Here is a 1,041-nt window from a genome sequence, read left to right as displayed (position 1 = left end):
GGACAACAGCACCGCCAGCGCACCCTGCACCACCATGAACGGCGTCACACCCTCGGCCCGCGCCAACTCCACCAGCCGCGCATGCACCTCCGCCGGCACATCGAACAGCACACGATGACCCCGATAACTCGCCACCGCAGGACGCACACGATCCACCGGCAACGCCAGCTCCTCCGGCACACCAGCCAGCGTCTCCCGCCAATACGCGACCTGACGCGACAGCACACTCTCCGGATCACCCTCGTCGCCCAGCAGCTCACGCTGCCACAACGCATAATCCGCGTACTGCACCGGCAACGGCTCCCACCCAGGAACCCGACCCGCACACCGCGCCTCATACGCAACAGCCAGATCACCAGCCAACGGCCCCATCGACCAGGCGTCACTCGCGATGTGATGCACCACCACAACCAGCACATGCTCGTCCGGAGCGACACCGAACAGCCAAGCGCGAACCGGCGCTTCGGCAGACAGATCGAACGCGTACCGCGCCGCCTCCGCCACCAGGGCGTCCACATCCCCCGCGACGGCATCGGCGACGTGCAGCTCCCATTCCAGGCCCGCGAGGTCCAGCACCCGCTGGTACGGCTCACCGTCAGCGGTACCGAACACCGTCCGGAGCACCTCGTGACGGCCGATCACATCGCGCAGCGCGGCATCCAGCGCCCCGGCATCCACTCGGCCGGACAGGCGGAACAGCGCCTGGAGGTTGTACGTGGCACTCGGCCCCTCCAACTGGCCGATGAACCACAGACGGCGCTGCGCGAACGACAGCGGAAGGCGCTCCGGCCGCTCCTGCACCGTCAGCGCCACCCGCGCCCGGCCGGCATCACCGACACGGGACGCAAGACGGGCCACGGTCGGCGCCTCGAAGAGCGTGCGCAGCGACAGCTCGACCCCGAGCACCGACCGCACCCGGCTCAGCAGGCGGATCGCCAGCAGCGAATGGCCGCCCAGTGCGAAGAAGTCGTCGTCGACACCGACACTGTCGACGCCGAGGACCTCGGCGAACGCCGCGCACAGGATCTCCTCACGGACCGT

General features: G+C 69.1%; 1 protein-coding gene. It reads right to left on the bottom strand.

Annotation, left to right across the window (positions count from 1 at the left end; genetic code table 11):
• On the bottom strand, positions 1-1,041 hold a 1,041-nt coding region (locus tag ACZ4LX_RS38260; protein ID WP_467721425.1), incomplete at both ends, for a condensation domain-containing protein.

The sequence above is a fragment of the Streptomyces sp. NPDC026062 genome (genome assembly GCF_055568375.1).
Note: the sequence above shows the minus strand (reverse complement) of the source record. Positions and strands in the feature narration are given on the sequence as shown.